This window comes from Pseudomonas libanensis, from assembly GCF_001439685.1.
Taxonomy (GTDB): Bacteria; Pseudomonadota; Gammaproteobacteria; order Pseudomonadales; family Pseudomonadaceae; genus Aquipseudomonas; species Aquipseudomonas libanensis.
Genome location: NZ_JYLH01000003.1, coordinates 168,938 through 194,524, shown reverse-complemented (window position 1 = coordinate 194,524; position 25,587 = coordinate 168,938). Strand labels below are relative to the sequence as shown.

The following is a 25,587-nucleotide window of genomic DNA, read 5'->3' as shown; positions in this document are numbered from 1 at the left end:
TAGCGGCTGACGGGGCGCTTGCCTAGTGCCCGCTGCCGGGTGGGGCTGCAAAGTCGTGTCGCAGAACCCGTGTGGGAGCTGGCTTGCCTGCGATTGCGGTCTGCCTGCTACCGATGATTTGGCTGGCCCACCGCTATCGCAGGCGAGCCAGCTCCCACATTGGGCCGTGCTCACTTCAACTTAATCATCGGCCTCGACCGCTCGCTCACGTGTGACCTGCGCTGGCGGAAAATGGCAAGTAAAGGTACTGCCATGCCCCAGCACGCTGCTGATTTCCAGGCGCGCCCGATGGCGCAGCAGCACATGCTTGACGATGGCCAGTCCCAAGCCGGTGCCGCCGGTATTGGAGTTGCGGCTGGAGTCGACACGGTAGAAGCGCTCGGTCAGGCGCGGCAGGTGCTTGGCGTCGATGCCGATGCCGGAGTCCTGCACACTCAGGTGTGCGCCGTGTTCGTCGGCCCACCAGCGGATACGGATATTGCCCTGGTCCTGGGTGTACTTCACCGCGTTGAACACCAGGTTGGAAAACGCACTGCGCAACTCGCCTTCGCTACCCTTGAGCAACACCTGTGGGTCGGCTTCCAGGGTTATCTGTTGGCCGCGCTCACCGGAGAGGGCCTGGGCATCGTTCTTGATGGTCTGCAGCAAGCTGTGTACGGCCACCGGCTGGTTATCCGAGGGATAATCGGTGGCCTCCAGCTTGGCCAGCAACAGCAGGTCGTTGAGCAAGGTCTGCATGCGTGAGCCCTGCTGCTGCATCTGCTGCAGGGCACGGCTCCAGCGCGGGTTGATCTCATCGACATTGTCCAGCAACGTCTCCAGGTAGCCGCAGATCACCGTCAAGGGCGTGCGCAACTCGTGGGAGACATTGGCGACGAAGTCTTTGCGCATCTGTTCCAGCTGGTGGATACGGGTCACGTCACGTACCAGCATCAAGTGTTCGTTGTTGCCGTAGCGCGTCAGGTACAGCTGGATGCGTACGCGGTCATTGGTGGGCGAGGGAATTTCCAGGGCTTCTTCGTAGTTGTCCTGCTCGAAGTATTCCTTGAAGCGCGGGTGGCGTACCAGGTTCGTTACCGGCTGGCCGCTGTCCTGGGGGGTCTTGAGGCCCAGCAGGGTCTCGGCGGCGCGGTTCCACCATTCGAGGTTGCCGTCGCTGTCGAGCATGATCACCGCGTCCTTGAGTGCGGCGGTGGACTCCTGCACCCGGTCGATCACCGCTTGCAGGCGTCCGCGTACCCGTTGGTCGCGGCGCTGCAGGTGGTAGATGCTGTCAAACACTTCGCCCCACAGACCATAGCCATCGGGCGGTGCTTCGTCGGGTTTGTGCTGGCGCAGCCATTCATGCAGGCGCAGCAATTGTTTGAGGGTCCAGCCCAGGTACAACGCGATGCCGGCGGCCAGGCTCCAGCCGTAATAGCCACTGATCAGCCCGACCAGCAGGCAGGCAGTGATCAACAGAAGCATGTGGCGGATCAGGGTGCCGTGCCAGTTCTGGTTCACTTAAACATGCGTCCTTGTCAGCTGTTAAGGGAGGAAAGGGACTGGCTCAGCCTTTGGTAGAAAACCGATAGCCGGTGCCGCGCACGGTTTGTACCAGATTCTCGTAGGCATCGCCCAAGGCTTTGCGCAGGCGACGGATATGCACGTCAACGGTGCGCTCCTCCACATAGACGTTGCCGCCCCATACCTGGTCCAGCAATTGGCCACGAGTGTAGGCGCGCTCCTGGTGGGTCATGAAGAATTGCAGCAGGCGGTATTCGGTCGGGCCCATCTCCGCAGGCTTGCCGTCGATGGTCACGCGGTGGCTGATCGGGTCCAGCAGCAGGCCACCGACTTCGATTGGCGCCTCGCCATCGGTCGGGCCGGCGCGGCGCAACACGGCTTTGAGGCGTGCGACCAGTTCCCGTGGGGAAAACGGCTTGGTGATGTAGTCATCGGCACCGACTTCCAGGCCCTGGATCTTGTTGTCCTCTTCGCCCTTGGCGGTGAGCATGATGATCGGGATATCCCCGGTCAGCTCGTCACGCTTGAGGCGGCGGGCCAGCTCAATGCCCGAAGTGCCGGGCAGCATCCAGTCGAGCAGGATCAGGTCGGGCTTGCGGTCGACGATAATGGCATGGGCCTGCTGGGAGTTCTCCGCCTCCAGGCAGTCATAGCCGGCCATTTCCAACGCAACGGCGATCATCTCGCGGATGGGCGCTTCGTCGTCAACGATCAGAATGCTCCTGCCAACCATGCTCAATCCTCTTGTCATTTAACTGTCTTGCGCCGCATTAGATAACGGAATTATTGCAGTCGTGTGACAGTAATTTAGTCGCCTGGGCAATTTACGGCACTCTGGACTACCCTTTGGGTCCGAATCCTGACAACCACAAAAGGAAGGTTCCGATGACTTACAGCACTGTTTCCTGGAAAGCCCTGCTGGTTACTGCGGTGTTGACCCTGCCGGGCCTGGCGTTTGCGGCAGAGCCGGCGATGACCCACGAAGGGTTGTTGGTGGATCACAAGGGCATGACGCTCTACACCTTCGATAAGGATGCTGACGGCAAGTCAGCGTGCAAGGACCAGTGTGCGACCAATTGGCCGCCGTTGAAGGCAGAATCCACCGACACCAAGACCGGCGATTGGACGGTGATCACCCGCGACGACCAGACCAGCCAGTGGGCCTACAAAGGCAAACCTGTCTACACCTACAAGGACGACAAGAAGGCTGGTGACAAGACGGGTGATGGCAAGGGTGGCGCCTGGCACATCATCAAGCCTTGAGTCTGCGGCGCAGCTGAATCCATCGGGGGCAAGCCCCCTCCCACACTTGAATGTATTCACAAATCAAAAATGTGGGAGGGGGCTTGCCCCCGATGGCGTCAGTCCTGCACTACCGCAACGCGTAATCCACCACAATCCCGACAAAAATCGCCAACCCCGCCCAGTGGTTGTGCAAAAACGCCTTGAAGCACTTCATACGGTCCCGATCACGGGTGTACCAGAACTCCCAGGCAAAACAGCCCGCCGCCGCCAGCAACCCCAGTTGGAACCACCCGCCCAGCTCGAACCGCGCACCGGCCAGCAACAGGCACACCAGTGACAGCCCCTGCAGCGTGAGGATGATCACGCGATCAGCATCGCCAAACAGAATGGCCGTGGATTTCACCCCGATCTTCAAGTCGTCATCGCGGTCGGTCATCGCGTAATACGTGTCGTAGCCCACCGTCCACAATAGATTGGCGATATAGAGCAACCATGCCGTGGCTGGCAGATCGCCGGTCTCGGCCGTGAACGCCATCGGCATGCCCCAGGAAAACGCAGCACCCAACACCACCTGCGGGTAATAGGTGTAGCGCTTCATGAACGGGTAGCTGGCCGCCAGCGCAAGACCGCCCAGAGAAAGCAGGATGGTAGTGGCGTTGGTCAGCAGCACCAGCAGGAAACTGATGCCCATCAGCACGGCAAAAAACACCAATGCTTCTTTCGAGCTGATCTTGCCGCTCACCAGTGGGCGTTGCTCGGTGCGCTTCACATGGCCATCGACCTTGCGGTCGGCCCAATCATTGATGACACAGCCGCCGGCGCGGGTCAGCACTACACCCAGTACAAAGATCACAATATTGAGCAGAGACGGCGAACCCTTGCCGGCGATCCACAGCGCCCACAGCGTCGGCCATAGCAGCAAATAGATGCCGATCGGCTTGTCCATGCGCGTCAACTGAATGAAGTCCCAGGCCCTGGGGTTCAGGCGGTTCAGGGACTTGAGCAGACGTTGGTACATCAGCAGTTCTCCGGATGGTCATGCAGAGCGTGCCAGAAACCCGGCAGGAAGACTTCCGCCACCAGCACGCTCAACGAGCCGCGGTCGAAGCGTGAGCGGCGCGCCCATAAATCGTCGGTCTGGTCCTCTGCTGGCAGCCATGGGCGAGGGTATTGACACACCTCAATGGCCTGGCGGGTAAACGCGCGGTCGCAGAACAGCAACTCGCCCAGCGAACGGCTGCCCAGCTCGTCCATGTGCAGGCCATCGCCCTGCAAGGCACTGCGGGCCGCCACACTGCGGGCGAACACCCACGGCTGGCCATGCCCACGCAGATACACCTCGCGCACCCAGCCGACATTGGCCTGGGCCAGGCCCAGGGCGGCGCATTCATCATCGCGCAACGGCTGCCAGCCTTCGAACAGCGGCGTCACGCTGAAACCGTCGTTGGACAGCCACGTCAGCCGTCGCGTCAGCGAGCCTTCGTCAAACAGCCAATTGAGGGTCAGGGGCGAGGGCAAAGGGCTCAGAAGGCTCTGGGTCAGCCATTGGCCAGCATCGGGAAGGGCGATTGAGTGCGGCACGGTGAGTCAGTATTAGCAGCAAAAGAGGCGGCGAGCTTACCATGGCACCCTGAACATTTGCCGCGCCAAACCGGCCGTTTGCGCCGATCGTGCTTGCATCTGCCGGCCCCGATCAGTACAAAACGCCCTGAGCCGTGCGGCAACGCTGGATCTACCGACCGCCGGCCAAGATGCCTGACCCTGAGGAAGCAAGTAATGAAGAAGTGGCAATGTGTAGTCTGCGGCCTGATCTATGACGAAAAAGACGGCTGGCCGGATGACGGAATCGCTCCGGGTACCCTGTGGCAGGACGTCCCGGAAGACTGGCTATGCCCTGACTGCGGCGTGGGCAAAATGGATTTCGAAATGATCGAAATCGGCTAATCATCGAATTAAGAAACGTACTACAAGGAGAAAGGAATGAACGCACCTGTCGTGATCATCGGCACAGGATTGGCCGGTTACAACGTCGCCCGGGAGTTTCGCAAGCTCGACAGCGAGACCCCGTTGCTGCTGATCACCGCGGATGACGGGCGCTCCTACTCTAAGCCCATGCTCTCCACCGGCTTTGGCAAGAACAAGGAAGCCGATGGCCTGAGCATGGCTGAACCCGGCGCGATGGCCGAGCAACTCAAGGCCCAGGTGCGCACCCATACGCGCATCAGCGGCATCGACCCGGGCCACAAGCGCCTGTGGATCGGCGAGGAAGCGGTGGCCTACCGCGACCTGATCCTGGCCTGGGGCGCAGAAACCGTGCGTGTACCGGTCGAAGGCGATGCGGCTGAACTGATTTTCCCGATCAACGACCTGGAAGACTATGCGCGCTTCCGTGCCGCCGCTGCCGGCAAACGTCGCGTATTGCTGCTTGGCGCGGGCCTGATCGGCTGCGAATTCGCCAATGACCTGATCCTCGGCGGCTATGAAATCGACCTGGTGGCGCCGTGCGAGCAAGTCATGCCGACCTTGCTGCACCCGGCGGCGGCCGCGGCGGTGCAGGCCGGGCTGGAGGGGATTGGCGCGCGCTTCCACCTGGGCCCGGTGCTCAATCGCCTGCAACGCACGGCTGATGGCCTTGAAGCGCACCTGTCGGACGGTGAAGTGATCCATTGTGACCTGGTGGTGTCCGCCATTGGCCTGCGCCCGCGTGTAGACTTGGCCGCGGCCGCCGGCCTGCAAATCAATCGCGGGATCATGGTGGACCGCCACCTCAAGACCTCTCACGCCAATATCTACGCCCTGGGCGACTGCGCCGAGGTCGATGGCCTGAACCTGCTGTACGTGATGCCGCTGATGAGCTGCGCTCGCGCCCTGGCGCAAACCCTGGCCGGTAATGCCACGGCGGTGAGCTATGGGCCAATGCCGATTACGGTGAAAACCCCGATCTGCCCGCTGGTGGTATCACCTGCGCCACGGGGCACCGAAGGCGTATGGAGCGTCGAAGGGCAGGGCGCCGACATCAAGGCGCTGTGCCGCGATGCCAGCGGCCGTCTGTTGGGTTACGCGCTGACCGGCAGTGCTGTCATGGAAAAACTGGCCTTGAACAAAGAACTTCCGCCGCTGCTGGCGTAAATGGCGGTTGTTCTGTCGGAATCAGCACGTTCTGGCCCCGAGAAAGGTCGCCGCGAGACTGGCGCGGCGCCCGAGGGCATGCCATCCTCACTCCCGTCTGCCGCAGAGTAGAGCCTGCGGCGCCTTGGGCGCTGCTCCACCAGAGAGCAGCACGGACATAACAACAAAAAACCGTCAAAGAGGCTTCATATGCGTAAACCAGATCTCGCAGCCGCCATCGCTGAAAAAGCAGACCTCACCAAAGAACAGGCTAACCGCGTGCTCAACGCCGTTCTAGAAGAAATCACCGGCGCCCTGCACCGCAAGGACAGCGTCACCCTGGTCGGCTTCGGCACTTTCCTGCAACGCCACCGTGGCGCCCGCACCGGCAAAAACCCGCAAACCGGTGAGCCAGTGAAAATCAAGGCCAGCAACACCGTAGCGTTCAAGCCGGGCAAGTCGCTCAAAGACAGCGTCAACCCGTAAGTTAAGCGGTGCCGTCTCGAAGGGAGGCGGGGCGGTAAAGAAAATGGGCATGCCGACGGGGTCGGGTGCCCATTTTTGTTGGGCGCCGGAAAGTTTGCTGGCAAAACATAAGTAGTTGCCCCTTGCATTTGCTACGAATAATAGGCGTGAGAAGGAGGCAGAGTAAAAACTGTGTTGGGTTTGCCAAGTTTATCGCTTCGATTTGGAACGCTATTTGTCTTCGATGACACATAGAGTGCGAGACAGCAGGGAGCGCTCTCTAAACTAAATGTTAGAGGTGTATTTATGAACGTTATTGATCGGCCTTTTCTTCCAACGTCGACGCTATTAACCCAAGAGAAAAAATCAGAGGCGAAGGTGCTGTCTGAATCGAGCACTACCGGGGAAGCCGCAAACAGTTCGAACGCTCAACCTGACTCCAGTCAGGTCAACGCGAAGACCTATAAGTACCCCGCCGCTAACCCTGAGGAGATCAATGCAAAAAACAGGCGTTCTGATGATGCGGTTGCTGAGAGCCTCGGCTTCGGAGAGCTCAATACTCTGAAAGCACGAAGCAGCAATTCTAGATCTGGTGGATCTAGATCTAGTGGATCTAGATCTAGTGGATCTACATCTGGCGATTCTAGATCTAGTGGATCTACATCTGGCGATTCTAGATCTAGTGGATCTACATCTGGCAATTCTAGATCTAGTGGATCTACATCTGGCAATTCTAGATCTGGTGGATCTAACAACGGCATATTCAGACGTAAGCCAGCGGGCGGATCGAACGGTCCAAGGGCGGCAGTCAATACCGGCAAGGACATTGCAGCTTTGCCAAATGCCTTCCCGCCTGCTTCTCCCTCAATCGTGAAGACGATGCGTGATACTTTTTTAACTTCAATGGTCAGTAACTTTGTGAATAGCTCCTTTACTGTGGTGCAGCAGTTAGCTTCGAAAGGCCTTGAGGAAAGGATTGACGCCCAGTCTAAAATGCCCGGGGCGCAAGTGAAGAAGCCAGATGGCACAACGGGAACCGTAGATCCTACCGCGACGCAAGAGCAAAAAATGCAGGCGAGTCTCACAAGCGCTGAAATAAAGACTGAAACGTTGACCAACAACATTATTTTTATCAACGAAGGCCCAGACGCAAAGGCTGTGGAAGCTAGTCCCGACGCGCCGAAGGATACACAGGGGCGTTTGACCAACCTTGAGAAGCGGATGGACGCGATAGAAAGCCAAATGCCAGGGCTTGCCGAGCGCTATGGACTTGTCTATGAGTCGTATGTGGCGTCTGAGTCATCGGAAACGCCGACTAATGAGTCGCGTATGCAGACCATCGAAAAGCGCTATGAGTTTATGAACAAGATGATTAAAACATTAGTGCGATTTAAGCAGATCGAATCAGAAGAGGACTAGGTTTTTTACGTGCAAGATTAAAAGGTTGAAGGGGGCGAGTTTATTTGATTTGCTTGGTCTAAATAATTTGTCCCCTTATTTCATCCTGCGATGAACTTGCTGGGAGCCGAGTATCAGGTTTATTTATTCAAGGCTGTCCTGTCACACAAGAATAATAGAGTGAAATTCCAAAAAAGAATGGTCAAAGTCAAGGCTCAGCAACTTATCTTTATACGCTTCGCAAATGACGATGTTGAAAGCTCCGCCCCAGCCCTCTAAGCGAAAAACCTCTGTATTTTTTGGAATTTTTTCTCTGCTTAATGTTGGGTTGAAAAAGAAACGACCTCTTGGATTTTGCCACTCTTTGACTACGTGTGATTCGGGCCAAGCCTCGTATTCAGATAGCGCCCAATCGACGCAATCGACATATTGGTAAGCATGAAGAAGACGATAACGCACGTTTTGCGTTTCGTGGCTGATGGGTAAAAATTGCACATGCTCCGTCAGCAAGTTATCCAATCCTTGGAGAGCTTCGTCGAATACAAAAAAGTCAGTCCCGATGGTGTTGACCGGAGCTGTTTTTCCATCTACGAGAATCTCATAGTGCAGAGGTTCGAAGGCACAAGGCGTTCTACTATTAGACAGCTCAACATCGTCTATTTCCTCTCCTTTATAAACGAGCCCTCCCAGGTTTACATAACCTTCCCACTGTTTACTGGTGACGTTTGGATTAAGTTTGAAGTAATTCATAAGTCTACTTTCCTCAAAATCTTATTAAGCGTGGAGGTAGGGTCCAGTGCCTCCTTCCTAAGCTCTGCGAGCTCGGCCTTGAATTGATCCGGCCCTTTTCGGCTTGCATTTTGCAGTCGTTTATAAATCTCTGCATGCATTCCCTCGGGGTGCGGACCTTTATGCCCGGGCACGTCCACTTTGTTTAACGGGTCATTGAGTACGTCCCTGCGGGATTTTCCGTTTTTAAATTTACCCAACCCATTTTTCTCAAAAAGAACACGGTATTTAGGTGTCCATTTTGCATGTTTATTCGTGGCGATATGGTGTGTCGGGGCGCAGGCGGAGAGCCCCCAAGGATCAAGCCAACCTATCGGGTTTGCTGCGTACTGGTAGAGGTTGAAGCCGCCGGCCAGCCCGATAGGGTCCGTCGTTGTGAAGCGTCCCACATCGGGGTCATAAAATCTAAATATGTTGTAATGCAGTCCAATCTCTCGATCCAGGTATTGCCCCTGGAATCTCAGATTCTGTTGCTCAAGATAATAAGGCTCACTTATTTCCTCGACGGTATTGCCCCATACGCGATATTTGGCTTGCCAGACGATATGACCGTCGGCTTCGGTAAGCTGCTCTGGGAGGCCAATGATATCGTTATGGTAGTAACGGATACTTTGTAGTACGCCGAAGCCGTCGATTCGGGCCAGCGGCTCATAATCGCCTTCTTCGTAGACGTACACGCTTGATTGATTGTTTCGTTGCTCTTGCAGGAGCTGCAGGCCGTCCCATGTAAAAGAGCTGCGTCCCAGCGGATAGTCATTGGCACCATGCTCGCTCTTTTCAATGCGTCGCCCCAGCGGGTCGTAGGTCATCCTGACGACACTGCCGTTTTCATTTCGCACTTCTACCAGTCGGCTTTCTGAATCATACGCAAACCGCTGTAAGCCACGCGCAGCGCTACGTTTTTCAATCATCCGGCCAAGAGTGTCGTACTTGTAACGTTTGTCCTGATGAGTCAGCAGCCGGTTATACCGTACCAGCCCGCTCTGTTGCGGCGCATCCAGCAGGTTTGCCGCTGCATCGTATGCGTATGTTTCGCTCCGTCCTATCGAATGGCTGACTAGGATACGCCCGGTACTGTCATAGCCCAGTAGCTCTTGACGGTCGTATTGGCGGCTTATCCGACGTCGCCCGATCAGGTTGTCGCTGGGATCGTAGGTGTAGTCCGTCTCGACTAACGGGGGCAGTTGCCACGGCTGGTCAATACTGCGGCGTTGGCGTGAGCGAACTCTACCGCTTCGGTCATAAGCGGTACTCGTCTTGAATTGGCCCTGGGTACGCTGCACTTCGCGATGCACGCGATCACGCTCGAAGTCGCTGATGACTTTTCCATCGATGTTCAACTGATGCAGGTGGCCGCTACCGTAGTACAGCCTGTTCAACCATCGACCGTCGGGCAAGCCGGTTTGAATCAGATTTCCCAGCTCGTCGTAACGATGCTGCACAGACCCTGCCGCGCTTTGCTCTTCAAGTAACTGACCCAACGCGTCATAGCTAAAGGCGAGTGCCTGCTGGCGACCGTCCAGAGCGGTGAACCTGACACCCACCAGATGGTCGTTCAGATCATGTTCATAAACGGTGGTACCGTCTGAAGTAACTTTGCTGATCAGGCGTCCTAGAGGATCCCGCTGAAACTGGTGGGACAGTGGAGCAACTGGCTCGCCTTCGATTCCCGGCAGGTAGTCTACGGCGATAACGTCGTCCAACTGATCGTAGGTGTAGCAGCGCCGGCTTTGGTCCAGGTCTTGCTGCTGCACCAGACGATCTGCTGCATCCCACTCGAAGCGATAGCTTTCACCATTTTCATTCGTCAGTCTGCGCAGTCGCCCATAGGCATCGTGATCGAACATGACCGTCCGGTTGTGTGCATCCCAGCGTTGTTTGACCAGGCCGCGTACGTCATAGGCATAGCGCGTGGTGCTGCCGGCCGGGTCGATATAGGCCGTCAAATAGCCGCTGGTGCTACGTTGAAGTTGTTCCACGCGGCCATCCGCAAGCCTGCATTCCAAGAGCAGTCCCTGCGGGCTATACCGATAGCGCACCGATTCACCCTCGGCATTGGTCTGCACCACCAAATTGCCGAAGGCGTCGTACTGATAGCGAGTGGGATAACCCGAGCAGTCCACTTCTTCGACCAGTTGGCTCCATTCGTTCCAATGCAATGTTCTGGCTTTTTCCGTCGCATCGAAGATGCGCACCGGCTGGCCGAAACCGTCGTAGACATAGCGCGTACGGTTGCCAAGAGGGTCGACTTCCTCGATGCAGTTGCCACGCTGATCGTAGCGGTAATGCCAACTGTGGCCCGCAGTGTCGGTTTCTACCTCGGGCAATGCCCAGTGTGCCAGCCATCGCGTAGCACTGGTCCTGCCCAGCGGGTCGATCACCGCGCTCAAGTTACCTGACTCGTCGTAGTTGAAGCTCCACTGGCCGCCTTGCGGGTCAATTGCGGCCAGCAGTTGGCGGTCGTCGCTCCACTCGAACTGCCAGATATGGCCTAGGTTGTTGACGTAGCGAGTGATCTGGAACTGTGGGTTCCAATGCCGGGTGCTGACGCGCATCAGGCCATCGGTCACGCGGGTAATGCCGGCATCGAGATCGTACTCGAAGGTGTATTCGTCTCCAGCGTCTGTCCAGTGCCGACTCACGCGCCATTCCGGGCCGCCTGGCCCCTCCACTTCAGCCCATTGGTAGAAACAGCGCAGGCCACTCGGCAGTTGGTGTTCGATCAAGCGCCGACTGGCGTCGTAAGCGAAGCGTCGTTGGGTTGTACTTTGTGCGTCCAAGACCTCGGCAAGATCGCCGTTGCTGTCATAGCGATAACTGACGAGCACGTCGCTGCGCGCATCGAAATGATCCTGGCGCAGGTAACGTCGTTCGATATGGCTCACGCGCCCAGGATGCTCTGCGGAGTAGATCAGGTCGACGTGCATCAAGTCATGGGTGTCGCGTAACCGGCACAATCGGCCCTGAGCGTCGTAGTCGAGGAAGATCCGCCCTTCGTTACGATCACCCAGAAGGTGCAAGCGCATCCGCGTGCTGTTCAACGGGTCGGTTTCGAAGAGCCGGTACAAGCCTTCCGTACTCTCGATCAGTACCGCCCCCTCCGCGCTGCGCCTGACGGCCAAGCCCTCGCCAGGGCTGAAAGCGCCGCCAGACAACGGGATATAGCCAATTTCCAGGCGGCGCCCTTGCTCATCGATATAGGTCAGGTTTTCATCGGCATCAATCTCTACGGCTACCTCATAGCCGACACTCCAACCCGCACCGAAAAGGCTGCCCTGGCGTGTGTCGAGGCTACTGTAAAAACGCTGCCATACGATGTTGAGCAGGCCTGGCAGGATGAAATCCAGCTCCTCTTCCCCGCCCAGTACCTTGGCCCCCGTTGCGCTGTGCACCGGATTGGGCGAGCCATTGATGGCGCTCTTGAGTGCCGAGGTGACCTTGGCGGTCCCGTAAGCGATCGCGCCACCCACCAACGCACCTCCGATCATGCACGGCAGCTTGGTCCAGAAACATTTCAGGTTGCCCCGCAACGCCATCACCACGGCAATCGCCAGCCCCACCCCTGGCGTTTTCCCGCTACGAATCTCCTGCACCACAATGGTCTCACCACCAATGCGCACGTCCGGCGAAATCAGACCCTGGGCGGTGCCAATCTTGGCGTCACAGGTACTGCGATCACCGCTGCGTGCCGCAGGCTGCCCGTTGATGAACACCGAGCTGGAACCTTCGGCAATAAACTGCAGAGGCATGGGCGGGTGCTTGTTGCACGCCACGGTGTCCAGCGGGCACGGCTCGGTGCCGGGGGCGGGCGAGGCGACGGTCGGGCGCCACATCTGCGAGAAAAACTCGCCGGCCATGTCCAGGAAGCTTGGCGCTGGCGGCTCGCTGGGCGCGACGGGCACGGCCGTCATCTTGCCGGCGGCGCGGGCAGCCTTTTTGCCATTGATGAACACGTTGTGCGAGCCGCTGGTAATGAACGCATCGATTACCGGCGGGAACACCCAGTTGGCGGCGGACTCGCACCAACTGGATATCTTCAAGTCCGCTCCCGTGAGGCCCGCGGTAATGCCGACGACCGCGCCGACCACCAACACCAGTGCCACACCGCCGGTGGCAATGGTCGCACCGGTCGCGAGGAAAACCGCTCCGGCAACGGCCAGGCAGCCCACGGTAGTGATCGCCGCATAGGCAGCCACTTCCAACACGCCGCCGAGAATATCGGCCATCACCGAGGTGTGCAGCAGTGCGTCGCCTTCGCGGGCAGCCCAGAGGTCTTCACTCATTGCTCAGGCTCGACTCAAGGCGTAGCGCAAAAGGTGAGCGTGTTTTTCAGCGTTGCCCAATGCGCCGCCTCGGCAGGCCCCAGGGGCTGGGTCTTGACGTAACTCAGGGCGACCAGGTTGCGTGTGCCAGGTACCTGCATTGCCAACTGATATTGGTAAATGTTGTCGCTGCCCTTGTTGAAACGGTTCTGCACTTCAAAGGCGTCGATGTCCTGCGCCGGCCCGACCTTGACAGCCTGGGCCGGGGAATAGCGAAGGTCCTTGACCTGCTGTTCGAGTTTTTTCAACTGGCCTTCGAAATTGCTTTGCAGGCTTTCGCCATCCGCCAACGGGCTGCGGCTCACCACCAGGGTGGTACCCAGCTTGGCGAACTTGAGGATATTGATCGAGGTGTCTTGTACCTCAGCGTCGGGCAAGGTGAACTGGGCTTCGTTGATCAGGTAATTCATGGTGAAGAAATCTCGTTATTGACCAGCGCCGGGCTTGCCGGGGAATTTTGACTCGACGGCGGACTTGATCGTGCTTTGCACGCCCTGGGCGCCGGGCGAGGTGCCTTTGTCGCTGCCCAGGTTGATATCCAGCTTGCCCTTCGTCTGGATCTTGCTGCTGCCGGTGGAAAACAGGTTGAACGAGCCACAGGTCAGGTTGATGTCCCCGCCCGCCTTGAGCTCGATCACGCTGTCGCCGCACACCAGGCGAATACTCTCGCCGGCCTCGATGGTGTAACTCGTGGCGGCGCTGTCGGACTTGGCTGCGCCCACGATCACCGTGTCGTTATTGCGTACTACCCGCAGGCGGTTACTCCCGATGGTCACCGTCTCGTTGTGGCCAATGCTCTTGTTGCGGTCATGGCCCACCGAGTGGCTTTCATCCACCTCCACTACGATGTCCTGATTGCGCTCGGCATGGATGTACAACTGCTCCAGCCCCTTCTTGTCCTCCATGCGGATTTCATTGAAGTTGGCCGGTGTGCCGCCTTTGCTCGAGCGGCTTTTCATGCCGCTCTGGGTCGCGTTTTCCGGCAGATCGTAGGGCACGGTCTGCTCGGCGTTGTAGACGCGGCCGGTGATGATCGGCCGGTCGGGGTCGCCTTCAAGAAAGCTGACGATCACTTCCTGGCCGATCCGTGGAATCTGCATCGAACCCCAGTTCTTGCCGGCCCAGGATTGCGATACGCGGATCCAGCAGGAGCTGTTCTCGTTGGACTGGTCGTGACGGTCCCAATAGAAGTGCACCTTTACGCGGCCGTATTGGTCGGTCCAGATTTCTTCGCCCTTGGGGCCGACCACCAGGGCGGTCTGCGGGCCTTTGACGATGGGGCGGTGGGTGTTGGCCAGCGGGCGGAAACTCTGTTGGGCGTCGATGCAGGTCAGGCTGCTTTCGAACTGCGCCGAGCCCGAGCCACCGCCGCTTTCCAGGCTTTCCTGGACGATGTAGTAGCGGCAGCCGACGATCAGGTATTCGCGGTTCTGGTCCTGGCGGCTGAAGCCGGTGAGGCTGAACAGATGGCCGGAGCCCAGGCCCCGCGCATTGCCGGCAAACTCGATCTGCTCATGCAGGGTTTGCAGCGCTTCGATGCGGGTGCGCGCGTAGTGTTCGCCATCTGCGCTTTGCACGTAGGTACCCGGGTAGTCATACAGCGGGTAGTCGCCGGCGGTGTGCGGGCGTGGCATGGCCGAGCGCACGTCGATGCTGGCGCTGGGGCGCTGGAAGTCGTAGTCGTTGAGCTCCAGCGACCCCGGTTGTACCTCCTGCGCCAGGTGCCAGTTGTGCATATGGTCGCGTTCGCGCTGCTGCTCGTCCTTGGGGTAGTAGGGGATCGACGCGTAGCCCGGCACCGTGGTGTGGGCGCCGTAAGCGTCGGCCAGCACCAGCACATGGCGGTCCTGTTCATGGCGGAAGAAGTAGTAGATACCTTCCTGTTCCATCAGGCGGCTGACGAAATCGAAACTGGTCTCACGGTACTGCACGCAATATTCCCATTCGCGATACGGCCGGCTCAGGGCGTCTTCGAAATCGGAAAAGCCCAGGTCGCGGAACACCTGCTTAATGATCTGCGGGATGCTCAGGTTCTGGAAAATCCGGCAGTCGGAGGTGCGGCTGAGCAACCATAGCCATGGGCGCAGGGTCACCTGGTAACTGGCGAACTGGCCCTGGTCGATGTTCTGGCTGCAGCGGGCGACAATGCCGTGGAAATGTCGTTCGCCACCGTCGGCCAATTGCAGGCCTACGCTCATGGGTTTGCCGAGCAGCTGGTTGAGGTCGATGTTGGCGTCCAGGGACGTCAGTTGCAGCTCATAGTTGAACAGCCGGCCGAGCTCTTCACCGCCACCCATTTCATTGAGCAACAGCACATCCGGCCCGAGGGGGCTGGTGATCTTGGCCAGGCGTGAGGCTTGGTTGAATAGCATCGGTAGTCCCGTAATTACCGTCATCACTGACGGAACCGGATCAACTGTGGGAGCTGGCTTGCCTGCGATAGCGGTGGATCAGTCAACATCAATGCTGAATGTCAGACCGCTATCGCAGGCAAGCCAGCTCCCACACTGACCGTATTCCAACAATAGTTATTCTGTGTCGCTGAAGTCGTAGTGCAATTCATTATCCCGACTGCTGATTCGCACCCCCGCCAGCGCCTTGCCTTCGAGCATGCGCGTGAGGAACTCGCGACTCATGTCCGGCAGCAGGCTGTTGGTGAGGATGGTGTCGATCATGCGCCCGCCGCTTTCGGTTTCGGTGCAGCGCGAGACAATCAGGTCGACCACTGCGTCGTCGTAGTCGAAGGCGACTTTGTGGGTGTTCTCCACGCGCTTCTTGATGCGGTTCAGTTGCAGGCGGGTGATTGCCTTGAGCATTTCGTCGCTCAGCGGGTAGTAAGGAATGGTCACCAGGCGCCCGAGCAGGGCCGGCGGGAAAATCTCCAGCAGCGGCTGGCGCAGGGCCTTGGCGATCTCTTCCGGCTCGGGGATGTTCGCCGGGTCTTTGCACACCCGGGAGATCAACTCTGTCCCGGCGTTGGTGGTCAGCAGGATCAGGGTGTTCTTGAAGTCGATCACCCGGCCTTCGCCGTCTTCCATCACGCCCTTGTCGAACACCTGGAAGAAAATCTCGTGCACGTCCGGGTGGGCTTTTTCCACCTCGTCCAGCAGCACCACGCTGTAGGGTTTGCGCCGCACCGCTTCGGTCAGCACGCCGCCTTCGCCGTAGCCGATATAGCCCGGTGGCGCGCCCTTGAGGGTGGACACGGTGTGGGCTTCCTGGAACTCGCTCATGTTGATGGTGATCACGTTCTGCTCGCCGCCGTACATGGCTTCGGCCAGGGCCAGGGCGGTTTCGGTCTTGCCCACCCCCGAGGTGCCGGCGAGCATGAACACGCCAATCGGCTTGCTCGGGTTGTCGAGGCCGGCGCGGGAAGTCTGGATGCGCTTGGCGATCATTTGCAGGGCGTGGTCCTGGCCGATGATGCGTTTTTTCAGGTGCTGGTCGAGGTTGAGCACGGTCTCCAGTTCGTTGCGGGCCATGCGGCCCACCGGGATGCCGGTCCAGTCGGCGACCACCGAGGCCACGGCCTGGTAATCCACGGTCGGCAGGATCAGCGGGGTTTCACCTTGCAGGGTGGTGAGGCGCTGTTGCAGGTCGACCAGTTGCGAGCGCAGTTCATCGTTGCCGCTGTCCACCACGCCGGCTTTTTCGCGCAAAGTCGCTCGGGTGGCGAGCAGCTCATCCACCAGGGCTTTCTCATCGGCCCAACGGCTTTCCAGGGTCGCCAGGCGTTCACGTTCGGCGCTTAACAGGGCTTCGCTGTTGCTCTGGCGCGCACCAATGGCAATGCCGATGGCATGTTCGCGGGCGATGATTTGCAGCTCTGTCTCCAGCGCTTCGATACGGCGGCGGCTGTCGTCCACTTCGGCGGGCACCGCGTGCAGGCTGATGGCGACGCGGGCGCAGGCGGTATCCAGCAGGCTCACGGATTTATCCGGCAACTGGCGCGCCGGGATGTAGCGGTGCGACAGCTTCACCGAGGCTTCCAGGGCTTCATCGAGGATCTGCACCTGGTGGTGTTTTTCCATGGTCGAGGCCACGCCGCGCATCATCAGCAGCGCCTTGTCTTCCGACGGCTCGGCAACCTGCACCACCTGGAAGCGGCGGGTCAGGGCCGGGTCTTTCTCGATGTGCTTTTTGTACTCGGCCCAGGTGGTGGCGGCCACGGTACGCAAGGTGCCACGGGCGAGGGCGGGCTTGAGCAGGTTGGCGGCGTCACCTGTACCGGCAGCACCGCCGGCACCCACCAGGGTATGGGCTTCGTCGATAAACAGGATGATCGGCTTGGGCGACGCCTGCACGTCTTCGATGACCTGGCGCAGGCGCTGTTCGAACTCGCCTTTCATGCTGGCGCCGGCTTGCAGCAGGCCCACATCAAGGCTGCGCAGTTCCACATCCTTCAAGGCCGGTGGTACGTCACCGGCGACAATGCGCAGGGCGAAACCCTCGACCACGGCAGTCTTGCCCACCCCGGCTTCACCGGTGAGGATCGGGTTGTTCTGGCGCCGACGCATGAGGATATCCACCAGTTGGCGGATCTCTTCGTCACGGCCGACGATGGGGTCGAGCTTGCCGCTGCGGGCCTGTTCGGTCAGGTCGACTGTGAAGCGCTTGAGGGCTTCCTGCTTGCCCATCGCACTTGGTGCCATCGCGCCACTGGCTTCGCCCGGCACCGCGCCGGCATTGAAACCGTCGCTGGCAGTCAGTGCGTTTTCCGGCGAGTCACCGACGTATTCGTCAAAGCGCTCGCTCAAGGCTTCGGCCTTGATCTTGTCGAACTCGGCCGACAACCCCAGCAGCGCATGGCGCAGGCTCGGCGTCTTGAGAATACCCAGCACCAAATAGCCGGTGCGCACCTGGCTTTCGCCGAACATCAGGCTGCCGTAGACCCAGCCGCGCTCCACGGCTTCCTCTACATGGGAGGACAGGTCGGTGATCGAGGTGGAGCCGCGTGGCAGGCGGTCCAGGGCTTCGGTCAGGTCTCGGGCCAGGCGCGCCGGTTCGACGTTGAACTGGCGGATGATGCGGTGCAAGTCCGAGTCCTGCAGTTGCAGCAACTGGTGAAACCAATGGGCCAGTTCCACATACGGATTACCGCGCAACTTGCAGAACACGGTGGCGGCTTCGATGGCCTTGTAGGCCACGCTGTTGAGTTTGCCGAACAGTGCGGCGCGACTGATTTCACCCATGCTCTGGATTCCTTGAGGTGGTGGCGTGCTCGGCGTAATGCCGGGCCAGGATTAGGTCGTTGGCGTCATGCGCAGGGCGGCCGAGCCAGGTGTTGAAGCCCAGGCGGAACTGGCCGTTGAGTTGCAGCGCCGGTACTTCGGGTTGTTGCAAAACCAGGTTCAAGTCCCAGTCCAATTCATGGCCCAGGTACTCGGCCACCCACGCCACCAGCTCGTTGAACGGCTGGCGGCCGGGCAGCATGCCCATGTAGTCATTGAGTTTCAGTGGGCCGAGGCGAATACGGAATTTGTGCTGGCGGTCCCACACAAAGCGGCCCAGGCAAAAGTCCACGCCCAGGCTATTGGCGCTCACGCCCACGCGGCTACGTTCGGGCAGCTCCAGCCATTGGCCGACGTACTCTTCGATCTCCACCGGCAGGCCGAAGTATTCGCTGAGAATGGCTTTCAAACCGTCCGGGTAGCGGGTCTGTGCCGACAGGTGGCCGCTGTAGTGCAGCTTGGCGGTATCCGGGATAAGCCCCTGATTCTGCAGGCTTGGCATGCCACGGCCACTCAAGGCGGCGAGGCGTGCAGACCAGTAGTCATCATCCGGGCGGTCATGGCTGACCGTCGGCCGCGCCTCGGCCCAGGCCCGGTAGAACAGGCTCAGCAAGCGGTGGTGGAACACATCCAGGAACTGCTTGCTGGTGCTGTCGGCATTGTTGCGCTGGCGTTCGCGCACGTATTCGGTGATGTGCAACGGCAGTGGGCCGTTGGGGCCGCCCAGGCCGAAGAAGAATTGCTCGAGCCGCGCCGGCTTGCCGTCGCCACCGGGATCGACTGACGCCAGCGTGGCCGGGGCGAAGGTGCAATCGGCTTGTTGCCCCAGGCGCAACGGGTCATCCGCCAGGCGCAGGGAATGGCCCAGGCGCGGCAGGTCCGGCGATTCGCACTCGATGCGCCGCAGCGCCTGGAAGAAGTCATATTCCCAGGGCTCCTGGTGCATCGCATCCAGGGTACTCACAGGGTCGGACGCCGTCCGGGCTTGGCTTTCCATCGCATGATCTCGCCGCGTTCGGTGGTACGGATCACCGTCTCGGTAAAACTGTTGATCGACACATAACGTGCCAGGAAGCGCTCCAGCACCGCGCCGAGCAAGAACACGCCGGTGCCGCGAAACGCGTTTTCATCGAACTCCAAGGTGATTTCCAAGCCACGGCCAAACACAATCGGGCCAGGCATCGGCAGGCGTCGGGTCACGGCCTTGCTGCTGACTTCGCGCAGGCCCTCGATCTGCAATTGCAGAGCGGCATCGTTGCTGTCGCCGTACAGGCGCAGCAGTTCACGCAAGGCCCCGGCCCCCTGGCCCTGTTCGCTCAACGACAGGTAGTTGAGCGACAACTGGCTGATCAAGCGCCAGGCCTTGGCGTCATGGGCATGGCTGGCGCGCGGCCGGCTTGGCCCGGCGACGCAGCGTACGGATAGCACCGGGGCGCTGTCGGCCAGGGTGAAATCAGTCTTGCCATTGCCTACGCTCATGAACAACGGCAGGTCGCGGTTGGTGCACAACGCTGTGACGCCCAACTGGCGCAGGTCATGGCCGTAGGGCGCCTGGCGGCTGTCCACCAGGCTGACGAAGGTTTCGCTGCCTACATAGGTGGAGCGCGGGCCGTTGCGGCGCTGGTCGCTGGATAACACCCGTGGCTCACGGCGCACGGTGTAGTAAGCCAGGTCACGGCCATAGCGCGAGGGGTCACGCACTGCGTAGAACGGCAAGAACGGCTGCTCCGGCCCAGTGCCATGGCCGGTGATGCCGCTCAATGAGTGAATCTCGAAATCCATTGGCCGTGTGCGGTCGGCGATCACATGGTGTTCGTTGACCCGGTCGGACAAGTGGATACGGTCCACGCGCTTGGGGAACAGGTTGATCGCCGGGGTGCAGAACGGCAGGAACTGCGCCGCACCGACGCTGCCTTCCAGGCTCGGCTCATGACGGTCGAACAGCACGATCAGCTCCAGCTCCTGGCCGTCGCAACGCTTGACTGCACGGCTCAGCTCGGCGAACTCGACGAACAGGAAGCGATGGGGCAGGGCGAAGTACTCCTGCAACAGGCGATAGCCCTGGAATGCCCGCGCCACCACCGGCATGGCTGCGTCGGCATCGTCGAAACCCCGCGAGCGCAACGCGCCCTGGGGCAGGCGCTCGACCCAATCGCCACCGGGTTTGCGTGCAAACACTGCGCAGGCGTTGCCTAACAGTTGTTCGTAGAGGCGGAACGGCTGCTCATCGGCACCACTGAGGTACAGCGGCAGGTTATCCAGCTCAAGGCTGTTGAACGGCAATTCGGCGCCGGTGCGCAAGGTCAGGCGCAAACCCGCCTTGGCTTTTGGCTCGCTGGCGGCCAGGCGCCCGAGTACGGCGGCGGGGTTGCCGAAGTATTCGGCGGCGCTGACCTGCAATGGCCACAACGTCACCGGGTGGGCGGTGCGGTACTCGCAGCAGGTCTGGGTTTCGCGGCCCAGGGCAGCACGTAATACGGTGTCGCGGGGCAGCGGGAAACCGCTGGCCAGGGAGCCTTCATCCGGGTCGGTCTGCAGCTGCACCACGGTCATCGACGGCGTCGGCGCCAGGTAGTGCGGGTAGGCGATTTCCAGCAGGTTGTGGGTGAAGGTCGGGTACTCGGCGTCGAGCTTGAGCTGCACCCGGGCCGTCAGGTAGGCGAAACCTTCCAGCAAGCGTTCGACGTAGGGGTCGGCGCAGTCCATGCCGGACAGGGTCAGCCGACTGGCAATCTTCGGGTATTCCTTGGCGAACTCGGCGGCGCTTTCGCGCACGTGGTGCAGTTCCTGGTTGTACAGCTCCAGCAGGCGCGGGTTCATGGGCGTCTCCGCTGATCGGCGTTGACCACGCGTACATGGCCCGACTCCAGGTCCAGGTCGGTTTGCAGCAACAGGCGCAGCGGCACCGGCTGCGCCCACAGGTCGCCTTCGATCTCGAAGCTCAGGGCGTTGTGGTTCATTTCGCCATGGCCGACCCGGGCTTTGACCCGCAGGGTGTGGCGCAGGATGCGCGGCTCGAAGGTGGCGATGGCCTGGTAGATCAGGGCTTCCAGGGCCTTGATGTCAACGCTGGAAACGCTGTTGCCCGCCAGCGCCGGCAGGCCGTAATTGACCACCGATGTGCCGGCCGGAGTGTGCAGCGTGGCATCGGCGTCGAGCAACGACGTGGTGTTGAGCAGCCACGCCAGGTCACGCAGCACCGAGGCCTTCAATTGGGTCAGGGACAGCACGCGTTTATCGGCGCTTTCCTTGGGATTGGTCGGGTCGTCGTCGGTCAACCGGTCCAGCAGGGACGGTTGCAGACGGTCGCGGGAAGCGATTTCAGTTACCACCAAAGCAGCTCCACGGACGGGTTGCGAGAGGGACAAAGTATCTGTGGCCGTGGCCCAGGGCCACGGCCACAGGGGCTGTCAGCGCTTGGTGTTGGAACGGATGTTCCAGCCAAACTTGATCGCGCCGCCGTCTTTGGTGCCGTCGGCTTTCTGCGGCTGGTAGTCGACCATCACCTGGGCGAAGTTCAGGGTGACGTTCTCAGTCAGGCGATCATCGGTGCCCGAGCCGCCGGTGCTCAGGGACGTGACCAGCACTTCTTCCAGGTTGATCACCATGTACTCGACCTGGCTTTCGCCACCGGCCTTGCGCACGGTCAGCTTGACCTTGTCGATGTGCTTGCCGCTGGCGCAGTGCATCATCAGGTTGGGCGAAGCCTTGTCGACGTACTTGGTCAGCGACAGGTCCTGGATATTCACCTTGCCTGCGCCGCCGCCGCCACCGACGTGCATGTTGCCGGACTGGGCCATGCCCCAGCTCCAGTTCAGTACGTCGATTTCGTCCTTGTGGGCCTTGTCCATGGACTCGCCCTTGATGTCGCCGATCTTGATGAAAATATCAACAGCCATGTTTTCTCCCTGTGTGGACTCAGCCACGAAATTTGGTTAAGCCCAATGGGGCTTTGCTTTTCTGTGGGAGCTGGCTTGCCTGCGATTGCATCACCGCGGTCTGACTGGCAGACCGCGTCGCCTGCATCGCGGGCAAGCCCGGCTCCCACAGAGGAGCCGGTTCATGAGTTAGTTAGGCGCTTTTAGCGGAAGGCAGCTTCGATACCAAACGCAACGACACCGTCAGCCCTTCCAGCTGGTAGTGCGGGCGCAGGTAGAACTTGGAGTTGTAGTACCCCGGGTTGCCTTCGACTTCTTCCACGATCACTTCGGCAGCTGCCAACGGGTGCTGGGCCTTGGTGGTTTCGGTGGAGTGCGCCGGGTCGCCGTCGACGTAGTTGAGGATCCAGTCCTGCAACCAGCGCTGCATCTCGTCCTTCTCTTTGAAGGAACCGATCTTGTCGCGCACGATGCACTTCAGGTAGTGGGCGAAACGGCAGGTGGCGAACAGGTACGGCAGGCGTGCGGCCAGGTTGGCGTTGGCGGTGGCGTCCGGGTCGTCGTATTCGGCCGGTTTCTGCAACGACTGCGCACCGATGAAAGCGGCGAAGTCGGTGTTCTTCTTGTGCAGCAGCGGCATGAAACCGTTCTTCGCCAGTTCCGCTTCACGGCGGTCGCTGATGGCGATTTCGGTCGGGCACTTCATGTCCACGCCGCCGTCATCGGTCGGGAAGGTGTGGGCCGGCAGGTTTTCCACTTCACCGCCGGACTCGATGCCACGGATGCGCGAGCACCAGCCGTAGTGCTTGAACGAACGGTTGATGTTCACCGCCATGGCGTAGGCGGCGTTGGCCCAGGTGTACTTGGAGCTGTCGGCGCCGTCGGTGTTTTCTTCGAAGGCGAAGGCTTCCACTGGGTCGGTCTTGGCGCCATACGGCAGGCGCGCCAGGAAGCGCGGCATGGTCAGGCCGATGTAGCGCGAGTCTTCCGATTCACGCAGCGAGCGCCAGCCGGCGTATTCCGGGGTGGTGAAAATCTTGGTCAGGTCGCGTGGGTTCGACAGCTCCTGCCAGGAGCCCATGCCCATTACGGTCGGCGAGGCGGCAGCGATAAAGGGCGAGTGCATGGCGGCGCAGACTTTCGACAGCTCGCCCAGCAGTTCCACATCGGGTGGCGACTGGTCGAAGTAGTAATCGCCTACCAGGCAACCATAAGGTTCGCCGCCGAACTGGCCGTATTCTTCTTCGTACATCTTCTTGAAGATCGGGCTCTGGTCCCACGCGGTGCCCTTGAATTTCTTCAGGGTCTTGTGCAGGTCCGGCTTGGAGATGTTGAGCACGCGAATCTTGAGCTGCTCATCGCTCTCGGTGTTGTTGACCAGGTAGTGCAGGCCACGCCAGGCGCTTTCCAGCTGCTGGAAATCCTGGTGGTGGATGATCTGGTTGACCTGGGCGGTGAGCTTGGCGTCGATGGCGGCGATGATCGATTCGATCGACTTGATTGCGTCGTTGGACACCAAATCGGTTTGCGCCAGGGCCTGTTCGGCCAGGGTGCGCACCGCAGTTTCCACGGCCTCGCGGGCACGTTCGGTCTTGGGCTTGAACTCTTGCATCAACAGCGAGGCGAACTCGCTGGTTTCTTCGGTGGCGCCCAGGCTGGATGCGCCTTCGCGTACGGTATTGTCAGTCATGCTTACTGCTCCCCTGCAGGCTTGGGCGCGCTGGCAAGTGCCTGAAGCAATGCCGGGTCCTTGATCGCCTTCATGATGATTTCTTCAGCGCCGGTCTTGCCGTCCATGTAGGTCAGCAGGTTGGCCAACTGAGTACGGGCTTCGAGCAGCTGGTTCAGGGAATCGACCTTGCGCGCCACGGCGGCCGGGCTGAAGTCGTCCATGCTTTCGAAGGTGATGTCCAGGCTCAGGTTGCCTTCGCCGGTCAGCTCGTTGGGTACGTGGAACGCTACGCGAGGCTGCATGGCCTTGAGGCGTGAGTCGAAGTTATCGACATCCACTTCAAGGAACTTGCGGTCGGCCACGGGTGCCAGAGGCTCGGCGGGCTTGCCGGCGAGGTCGGCCATCACACCCATCACGAAGGGCAGCTGGACCTTTTTCTCGGCGCCGTAAAGCTCGACGTCGTACTCGATCTGCACTCGAGGCGCACGGTTGCGCGCGATGAATTTCTGAGAACTTTGCTTCGCCACGTTGCTGCTCCTGGTCGCTTGAGCGACGGTGTTGTTACTGCACGGTCCGGCGGCTTAGTCGCTGTCCGGGCCGCGCAGGTTTTCAAATTGGGACATGCCGTCGGGAATCAGATTGCGCACGATGGCCGCGAAGTCGGCGTGCACCAGGTTCTTGGCCCGGTTCAACAACACTGGCAGCGGGCTCGATGGCTCGTGCCGGGTGTAGTACGCAAGGATCTTGTCGAGGCTGCGCAGCACGTCATCGCGGGTGGCGATATCGCCCGTCGGGCGTGGGGCTGCGGGCGCAGCGGCGTAATCGACCGAGGGGGCATTGTCGTCACTGACGGCCTCGGGATCGCTGCTGTTGTCGGTGCCGGGCACCGCTTGATTGAGGATTTGCAGGGCCTGCTTGAGCGGTTGCTTCAAGGCGCTGAGGTCCACGCCCTGGGCGGAACCGACCTGGTCATTGACCTGTTGTTCGATGGCTTCACAGGCCGTACGTGCTGCGCTCAAGGCGTCACGAGTGGCTTGCAGGAGTTCGGGGTCGCTGTCGAGGAACGCGGCATTGAGCTGCTGGCTGCCCAGTTGCTCATCGGGGAAGCTCAGCAGGCCGCTGGCGTTGAGCGCGGCGCGCAAACTCACGGGGCCGAAGGTGCGCGAGCGCGTGAGGATACTTTCGCGCAGCAGGCGAATCGTCGTGTCGCTGGTCAAGCCGGACAGGGCATTGACGCGCACGGTGGGGTCATTATCGTCGTCGGCATCCAGGCGCGGATGCAGGTCCGCCCAATATTCGCGCAGCAGGGCGTTGATCAGCGTAAGGACTTCGGCCAGCCCGGCCACACCCTGGAGGGCGAGGGAGCTTTGCAGCAGGAAGTGGGTGATGCGCAGGTCTTTGCTGCGCTGCAACAGGTCGAGGCTTTGCTGCTGGATGCTGCGCCATTCCGGCGGTTCAGCGGGCAGGATCGAGTCGCCCATGCTGCGCTCGGGCTGGCCCTTGGCATCACGCTCCAGTTGCAAGAATTGCGCGTCATACTCCATGTCTTCGCCACAAGGCGAAGTCGCAGAAACGGCGGTGAGCAATAACGGCACATCCACTGAATTCGATCTCCTTATCAGCCCGCTGAACGACGAGCAACGCATGCATGAGTTACGCGATGAACTTTGCATGTTTTCTTGGTCATAACATCAGAGTGCTACTATTGCGCCATCACTGATGTTCAAGAAGTTGTGCATTTTTGGTGTAGTACTTATGCCTTGTCAAGGTAAGCTATTCGCCCTCTGTGACAGATGTGCGGTGTTTAACAACCTGCGCGACTGACGGGTCGAAAGGCGTACCCGTAGAGGATTTTTGTCATGCAAGCCAGTTAAGATCATCGATCATGCTGGTAAAGACAGTTTTGGCGGTCGTTTTTTGCGCGACCGTGGGCAAGTCTTCAGGGAAGCGTGTCCCTTTGGATAGACCGCGCG

General features: G+C 60.0%; 21 protein-coding genes. 5 read left to right on the top strand and 16 right to left on the bottom strand.

The features are described from left to right. Positions 1–180: 180 nt before the first annotated feature. Both phoR and phoB read right to left on the bottom strand, forming a co-directional pair. Positions 181–1,467 carry a phosphate regulon sensor histidine kinase PhoR gene (gene phoR / locus TU73_RS06235; RefSeq protein ID WP_231984835.1) on the bottom strand — a complete coding sequence of 429 codons (1,287 nt, stop codon included), beginning with the start codon at positions 1,465–1,467 and terminating at the stop codon, positions 181–183. Positions 1,468–1,549: 82 nt separating this feature from the next. Further along, positions 1,550–2,239, bottom strand: coding sequence for a phosphate regulon transcriptional regulator PhoB (phoB, locus tag TU73_RS06230; RefSeq protein ID WP_003176964.1), 690 nt, complete (start codon positions 2,237–2,239; stop codon positions 1,550–1,552). 152 nt (positions 2,240–2,391) lie between these two features. On the opposite strand from phoB, the gene TU73_RS06225 reads away from it, so the two are divergent. After that, positions 2,392–2,769, top strand: a complete 378-nt coding sequence (locus TU73_RS06225; protein ID WP_057011464.1) for a COG4315 family predicted lipoprotein — start codon at positions 2,392–2,394, stop codon at positions 2,767–2,769. Positions 2,770–2,878: 109 nt separating this feature from the next. Here the strand turns inward: TU73_RS06225 and ubiA are convergent, their stop codons facing one another. Both ubiA and TU73_RS06215 read right to left on the bottom strand, forming a co-directional pair. Then, on the bottom strand, positions 2,879–3,769 hold the full coding sequence (ubiA, locus tag TU73_RS06220; RefSeq protein WP_057011463.1) for a 4-hydroxybenzoate octaprenyltransferase: 891 nt from the start codon (positions 3,767–3,769) through the stop codon (positions 2,879–2,881). Further along, the gene (locus tag TU73_RS06215; RefSeq protein WP_057011462.1) at positions 3,769–4,332 is read right to left on the bottom strand and encodes a chorismate--pyruvate lyase family protein; all 564 of its coding nucleotides are present in this window, start codon (positions 4,330–4,332) and stop codon (positions 3,769–3,771) included. The genes ubiA and TU73_RS06215 overlap by 1 nt, the downstream gene beginning before the upstream one ends. Positions 4,333–4,527: 195 nt before the next feature. Between TU73_RS06215 and TU73_RS06210 the strand changes: the two genes are divergently transcribed. From TU73_RS06210 to TU73_RS06195, 4 genes are all read left to right on the top strand, one after another. After that, positions 4,528–4,695: a rubredoxin gene (locus TU73_RS06210; protein ID WP_003213373.1), complete on the top strand. Its 168-nt coding sequence runs from the start codon at positions 4,528–4,530 to the stop codon at positions 4,693–4,695. Between the two features lie 36 nt (positions 4,696–4,731). Further along, the gene (locus TU73_RS06205) at positions 4,732–5,880 is read left to right on the top strand and encodes an NAD(P)/FAD-dependent oxidoreductase (RefSeq protein WP_057011461.1); all 1,149 of its coding nucleotides are present in this window, start codon (positions 4,732–4,734) and stop codon (positions 5,878–5,880) included. A 189-nt stretch (positions 5,881–6,069) separates the two neighbouring features. Then, positions 6,070–6,345 (top strand): HU family DNA-binding protein, encoded by a 276-nt coding sequence (locus TU73_RS06200; RefSeq protein ID WP_003195589.1) that lies wholly within the window; start codon positions 6,070–6,072, stop codon positions 6,343–6,345. An 858-nt stretch (positions 6,346–7,203) separates the two neighbouring features. Further along, entirely contained in the window at positions 7,204–7,743 is a 540-nt protein-coding gene (locus TU73_RS06195) for a hypothetical protein (RefSeq protein WP_057011460.1), read from the top strand. 141 nt (positions 7,744–7,884) lie between these two features. On the opposite strand, the gene TU73_RS29220 is transcribed toward TU73_RS06195, so the two are convergent. The 12 genes from TU73_RS29220 to tssA all read right to left on the bottom strand — a co-directional run bounded on the left by TU73_RS29220 (position 7,885) and on the right by tssA (position 25,215). After that, entirely contained in the window at positions 7,885–8,472 is a 588-nt protein-coding gene (locus TU73_RS29220) for a hypothetical protein (RefSeq protein WP_173668894.1), read from the bottom strand. Beyond that, on the bottom strand, positions 8,469–12,794 hold the full coding sequence (locus TU73_RS06185) for an RHS repeat-associated core domain-containing protein (RefSeq protein ID WP_057011459.1): 4,326 nt from the start codon (positions 12,792–12,794) through the stop codon (positions 8,469–8,471). Before TU73_RS06185 ends, TU73_RS29220 begins: the two co-directional genes overlap by 4 nt. A 14-nt stretch (positions 12,795–12,808) precedes the next feature. Next, positions 12,809–13,243 (bottom strand): DcrB-related protein, encoded by a 435-nt coding sequence (locus TU73_RS06180; RefSeq protein ID WP_057011458.1) that lies wholly within the window; start codon positions 13,241–13,243, stop codon positions 12,809–12,811. Positions 13,244–13,258: 15 nt separating this feature from the next. After that, positions 13,259–15,205: a type VI secretion system Vgr family protein gene (locus tag TU73_RS06175; protein ID WP_057011457.1), complete on the bottom strand. Its 1,947-nt coding sequence runs from the start codon at positions 15,203–15,205 to the stop codon at positions 13,259–13,261. 156 nt (positions 15,206–15,361) lie between these two features. Next, complete coding sequence (gene tssH, locus TU73_RS06170; RefSeq protein WP_057011456.1) at positions 15,362–18,025, bottom strand: type VI secretion system ATPase TssH; 2,664 nt, start codon at positions 18,023–18,025, stop codon at positions 15,362–15,364. Further along, positions 18,018–19,061 (bottom strand): type VI secretion system baseplate subunit TssG, encoded by a 1,044-nt coding sequence (tssG, locus tag TU73_RS06165; protein ID WP_057011455.1) that lies wholly within the window; start codon positions 19,059–19,061, stop codon positions 18,018–18,020. Before tssG ends, tssH begins: the two co-directional genes overlap by 8 nt. After that, positions 19,025–20,884 (bottom strand): type VI secretion system baseplate subunit TssF, encoded by a 1,860-nt coding sequence (tssF, locus tag TU73_RS06160; protein WP_056847480.1) that lies wholly within the window; start codon positions 20,882–20,884, stop codon positions 19,025–19,027. Before tssF ends, tssG begins: the two co-directional genes overlap by 37 nt. Next, the gene (gene tssE, locus TU73_RS06155; protein WP_005792513.1) at positions 20,881–21,396 is read right to left on the bottom strand and encodes a type VI secretion system baseplate subunit TssE; all 516 of its coding nucleotides are present in this window, start codon (positions 21,394–21,396) and stop codon (positions 20,881–20,883) included. Before tssE ends, tssF begins: the two co-directional genes overlap by 4 nt. Before the next feature lie 78 nt (positions 21,397–21,474). Next, entirely contained in the window at positions 21,475–21,963 is a 489-nt protein-coding gene (locus TU73_RS06150) for an Hcp family type VI secretion system effector (RefSeq protein WP_005792512.1), read from the bottom strand. Between the two features lie 172 nt (positions 21,964–22,135). Beyond that, a complete protein-coding gene (tssC, locus tag TU73_RS06145) occupies positions 22,136–23,632 on the bottom strand; it encodes a type VI secretion system contractile sheath large subunit (RefSeq protein WP_043048103.1) in 1,497 nt (498 codons plus the stop codon). A 2-nt stretch (positions 23,633–23,634) separates the two neighbouring features. Next, complete coding sequence (gene tssB, locus TU73_RS06140) at positions 23,635–24,141, bottom strand: type VI secretion system contractile sheath small subunit (RefSeq protein WP_003195557.1); 507 nt, start codon at positions 24,139–24,141, stop codon at positions 23,635–23,637. A gap of 54 nt (positions 24,142–24,195) precedes the next feature. Beyond that, positions 24,196–25,215 (bottom strand): type VI secretion system protein TssA, encoded by a 1,020-nt coding sequence (tssA, locus tag TU73_RS06135; protein WP_057011454.1) that lies wholly within the window; start codon positions 25,213–25,215, stop codon positions 24,196–24,198. Positions 25,216–25,587: the final 372 nt, after the last annotated feature.